Below are 4,549 nucleotides of genomic sequence, written 5' to 3' on the forward strand. Positions count from 1 at the left end.
AGGAGATGAAAGAGCGCATTCTGCGGGGCGTCGCGGAAATCAACCAGGCACCAGTGGTCCATCGTTGGAGCAACTTTACCGCCCTGGAGACGCTGCCGTGATTGTTTACTTGTCACAAAAACGATGTGCTAGTTCGCGCGTTTTGCCTGTAGCAGCCGGCGTCGCGTCGGCTGCTACAGATTCGATCTTGTGCGCTACACGAGCCATTCGTCCAGGTGTGCCTTCACAAACTCATCATCGTTGAGATGCGGATAAGCGAGATAAACGCGGTTGATTTCCTCCGCCTGGCCGGGCGATAAGGTTTCGGCTGGATTCAGGCAAAGGATGTTCGCGAGCAGTCCCTGGCGCCGCAGCACTTCGTGGATGCCGGCAATGCACCCGGCAAAGTTGTGGGACGGATCAAAAAAGGCCGCGTTCGCGTCCGTCACTTGCGCGGCCAGCGTGAGCGTTTCAGGCGGAATCGCTGCCCCGCTACGCAACCTCCTGCAATGGTCGAGCAATTCCACCGCCTTCTTCGTCCAGCAAGCCCAATGCCCGAGCGATCCGCCGACCAGGCCAAGCCGCACGCTTTTTCCGGTCACGCTAATTTCATATTGTGTCAGCAGATCGAGCACAATGTTGTCGTCGTTTCCCGTGTAAAGAGCGATCTCTCCGGCGCGGCCGGCCTCGGCCACACCGCGGACTACATCCAGTGTCTGGTAGCGATTGAAGGGCGCGAGCTTGATCGCCACGACGTTCGGGATCGCGGCAAAACGCCGCCAGAAACCGATAGAAAGCAATCGCCCCCCGGCCGCGGGCTGCAGATAAAAGCCCATGAGCGGAATTTCCCGCGCCACGGCCTCGCAATGAGCGATCAGTCCGGCGTCGTCCACGTCACGCATCGCGCCCAGCGACAAAAGCCCGGCGTCGTAACCGATCTCGCGCGCGAAGACCGCTTCGCTCGTGGCCTGGTGGGTTTGGCCGCAAATTCCAGCGATCCGAATTGTTTTCCGATTTGCCGCTTTGTCGCACGCCGCGACCGTGCCGGCGGCCAGTTCCAGCACCGGCTTGAACAGGCCGTGTTCGGGCCGCCGAATCTCAAATTGAGTCGTGTGCACCCCGACCGCAATCCCGCCCGCGCCCGCAGCGTGGTAATAACGCGTCAGCGCGCGCTGGCGGCGCTCATCTAGTTTTCTCGTGCCGGTCAACGCGAGCGGATGCGCCGGGATGACTAAACCCTTGCGCAATCCGTCAATAACCCAGCTCGCAGGCAGCGGATACTCGGCCATAGGAGTCAAGCTTGCCGAGTTGGCGAAAAAACTTGAAGAGACAAAAATCGTCCCCGATCGACTGTGTTGGAGTAGCGGAGTGTCGGAGTAGTGGAGTAATGGAGTAATGGAGCGGTGAAATGCTGGTGTTCCACCACTCCACCACTCCCCCACCCGCCCTGTCCGCGCCAGCGCCGTTACTTCAGCACCACTTCCTTGCCGGAGGACGCGGACGCGTAGATCGCGTCGAGGATTTGCTGGACCCTCACGGCCTCCTCCACTGCTGAAAACGTCTTTTTCGCCTGGAGAATGCCGGTGACGAAATGGTGAAGCGGGTCTTCCGAAAAGGCCGGTTTGGGAGAAACCAAATCGACCGTTTCGCAGCCATTCGGCCCGTCCCGGAAAAGCCGCGCCGGGTAAAGGGAAAGTCCGCCCATGGTTCCCATCAGATCAATCCCGTATTCGCGCGCAGAAGGCGCGTGATACGCTGCCCAACTCGTTTCCAGGATGACACTGCGGCCAGATCGCAGCTTGATCAACGCCGCCCCATAGTCGTCGACATCGAACGTCGGCGGCGAATCGATGGCGCTCTTGCCCCATTCCCCGTTGCCGGCGCCGCGCGGACCCAACTTCGAATGGACCTGCCCGGAAACGGACCGGGCCTCGAACTCTCCCAGCAAGTGCAGGCACGTATCGAGCATGTGCACGCCGAGATCGCAGGTCGCGCCGCCGCCCGCCAATTCTTTTTGCGTGAACCACGAGCCAATGTGCGGGATTGCCGCCCGCCGGAGAAAAAACGCGCGCGCGTGATACACCTCTCCGATCTGGCCGCGTTCGAGAATCTCCTTCGCGAGTTGCGTGTGCCGGAGGAAACGGAAATTCTGCGCGACCATCACCACGCAACGCATCCGCTTGGCCGTCTCCAGAATCTTGGCCGCGGCTTTGGCGTTTGTCGCCATGGGCTTTTCCAGGAAAACGTGCTTGCGCGCTTGCAAGGCCTCGATCGCGACCTGCGCATGGAGATAATTCGGCAGCGCAATCGTGACGGCATCGATGTCCGGTTGATCGAGGAGTTCGCGGTAATCCTTGTAGCTGCGAGGGATTTTCAGCAGGTCCGCAGCTTCTTTGCTGCGCTTGGGGTCGCTTTCGGCGATGGCGACGGTGGCGGCTTGGGGGCAAGAGATGAGGCTCTTGAGATGTTCGTACCCCATGGCGCCCGTCCCTATGACTGCACAGCGAAGTCGGCCAGGCATAACAATTTGAGTTCAGGCTCAGCAGAGTGGCGGTCCCGCGACTTGGATTAGATGGGGGTGATTTTCTAGGACGCACCAGCGTGCCGGTCAATCGCTAAATCGCGCTCGCTCAAGGTTTTTTAACGTCCTAAGGCCTTGCCGGCCACGGAATACCAGATAGCTGGAAGCTGCTTAAGCCATTGGCCGGGAACCTGTAACAAATTCTGTGCAACGACGGATGAACTCGAATCTACACCAATGTAACGATTTGGGTTGCGGCGTCAGCCGCGCTGGGTTCATTCGTAGTCCTGACGGAATTGTTCCGCCTCAAAAGCAAGGCTGACTTCGCCGCAAGTGGCAAAGCGACTGTGCCAGGAGACCCAATCTCTCCTCCGATTGAACTACCCGTCCCCTTCCACCGCTTCAACGCCGAGTTCATTTCAACCTTCCATCGTCCAGGCGCCAGGGACGTCCGCACAGTGACTCGCCTCGCAGCAAAACAGAGGAACAACACGACTTCGCCTGCGTCCGAACCGTAACGGACGTTCAAGACATTTTCCGCGCGGTAAGCCCGCACGCGCACCCTGTTTTTCTTCGCGTCACGTATGGCCGAGAGTTCCTTTCGCAGTCGAATCAACTCCGCGTAGAACTCCCGCAACGCTCGATGTCCGCCCTGCTTCCGAAGCGCCCAGCGTAACCGGCAACGTTGAAAAGTCCCCGAATCCTGTGGATCGGGCGCCTCGCCTCGCCACTGCAACGCCGTGAGTTCTCGCCGACGGCCCTGGTGCACCGCGTCGATCAAATTCGGATCGCTGTGGCTGATGAAGAAATAAAACGGCGCGAGTTCCCCATACTCTTCGCCCATGAACAGCATCGGAATGAACGGCGACAACAGCACGGCCGCCGCCGCCAGTTTTTGCGATTCGAGCGAAACCAAATGGCCGAGGCGCTCGCCGCCGACCCGATTGCCCACCTGATCGTGGTTTTGCGCAAAGACCACGAATTGTTTCGCCCCGATCGCACGAGGCGATTGACCGTGCCGCCGGCGGCGATACCGCGAATATTGGCCCATGAAAACACAGCCTTCGCGATACGCCTTCGCCAACTGGCTCAGGCCCCCATAATCCGCGTAATAGCCCGTCCGTTCGCCAGTCAGCAACCCGTGGAGCGCGTGATGGAAGTCGTCGCTCCATTGCGCATCCAGGCCGTAGCCGCCCCGCGACTGTGGCTGGACGAAGCGCACGCTGCTGAGATCGCTTTCCGCAATCAAATGGAACTTCCGCGCCAGGCGCTCGGCCTGCCGCTGAGCAACCGCGGCGAGTTCCTTCCAGAACGGCGTCGCCGAAGAATCGCGGACCATGTGCACGGCATCCAGACGCAGCGCGTCGATGTGAAATTCCGTCTGCCAGTAAAGCGCATTCTCCTGGAAGTAACGCCGGACTTCCTGGCTCTGCGGCCCATCGAAATTCGGTGCGGGTCCCCAGGGCGTCCGGTAGCGGTCCGAGAAATACGGCGCGAATTGGCCCAGATAATTCCCTTCCGGGCCAAGATGATTGTACACGACGTCCAGTACGACGGCCAACCCGTGCCGATGACAGGCGTTGACCAAACGCTTCAAGCCGGCCGGACCGCCGTAGGAATTCTGGACCGCGAACGGACAAACCCCGTCGTAACCCCAGTTTCGCTCGCCGGGGAATTGAGCAATCGGCATCAGTTCGATCGCGGTGATGCCGAGTCGCTTCAGTTCGGCCAACCGCGGAACGATGGCGTCGAACGTGCCCCGCCGCGTGAACGTGCCGGCGTGCAATTCGTAGATGATGTAATCCCGCAGCGGCAGGCCGGTCCAACCCTGGTCATCCCAGGTGAAGTTCGGGTCAATCACCGCGGACGGTCCATGCACGCCCGCGGGCTGGAGGCGGGACGCCGGATCAGGGAACTCGCGCCGGCCGTCGAGCCGATAAAAGTATCGCGCGCCGGGCTTGATTCCGTTGAGAATCGCCGCGAGATAACCGTCCTTGGCGCCCCTCAATTGCGCGAACCGTTCTCCTCTGCCAACAAGATGAACTTCGA

The 4,549-nt window shown here is 60.3% G+C and carries 3 protein-coding genes; all 3 read right to left on the reverse strand.

Annotated features, from left to right (window positions below; translation table 11 throughout):
- Positions 1 to 194 precede the first annotated feature (194 nt).
- On the reverse strand, positions 195 to 1,268 hold the full coding sequence (locus FJ398_26235; protein MBM3841384.1) for a dihydrodipicolinate synthase family protein: 1,074 nt from the start codon (positions 1,266 to 1,268) through the stop codon (positions 195 to 197).
- A 176-nt stretch (positions 1,269 to 1,444) separates the two neighbouring features.
- Positions 1,445 to 2,500 (reverse strand): Gfo/Idh/MocA family oxidoreductase, encoded by a 1,056-nt coding sequence (locus tag FJ398_26240; GenBank protein MBM3841385.1) that lies wholly within the window; start codon positions 2,498 to 2,500, stop codon positions 1,445 to 1,447.
- Between the two features lie 229 nt (positions 2,501 to 2,729).
- Positions 2,730 to 4,549, reverse strand: a 1,820-nt coding sequence (gene treZ / locus FJ398_26245) for a malto-oligosyltrehalose trehalohydrolase (protein ID MBM3841386.1), incomplete at its 5' end; no start/stop codon positions are given.

The organism is Verrucomicrobiota bacterium, assembly GCA_016871535.1.
Classification (GTDB): domain Bacteria; phylum Verrucomicrobiota; class Verrucomicrobiia; order Limisphaerales; family SIBE01; genus VHCZ01.

Coding starts and splice junctions, on each gene's coding strand:
- FJ398_26235 (MBM3841384.1), bottom strand. CDS start 1,268: ATGGCCGAGTATCCGCTGCCTGCGAGCTGGGTTATTGACGGATTGCGC.
- FJ398_26240 (MBM3841385.1), bottom strand. CDS start 2,500: ATGCCTGGCCGACTTCGCTGTGCAGTCATAGGGACGGGCGCCATGGGG.